Annotated in this window: 1 pseudogene; it reads left to right on the top strand. The window is 53.8% G+C overall.

The features are described 5' to 3' along the window. Positions 1–119 precede the first annotated feature (119 nt). Positions 120–247, top strand: a pseudogene (locus tag EOD29_RS34000) (MFS transporter); the annotation flags it as partial.

Genomic DNA, 247 nt, shown 5'->3' with positions numbered 1-247 from the left:
GCTTCGGGTACGGTCACATCATCAGGGTTGCGGCTGCGAGAAAATGCCGCGCCCGATTGAATATCGGCTGGCCGCGCTATTTACCCGATCCCCAAGCATGGTCATACCGGAGAATACTTATGGTCGACGAGAAGCGGCTGATCTCGAAAATCACCTGGAAGCTGATGCCGTTTCTCGGCATTCTTTATCTCATCGCCTATATCGATCGGCAGAACGTCAGTTTCGCCAAGCTGCAGATGGTCGATGC

This window comes from Mesorhizobium sp. M1A.T.Ca.IN.004.03.1.1 (genome assembly GCF_003997555.1).
Lineage (GTDB): Bacteria > Pseudomonadota > Alphaproteobacteria > Rhizobiales > Rhizobiaceae > Mesorhizobium.
Note: the sequence above shows the minus strand (reverse complement) of the source record. Positions and strands in the feature narration are given on the sequence as shown.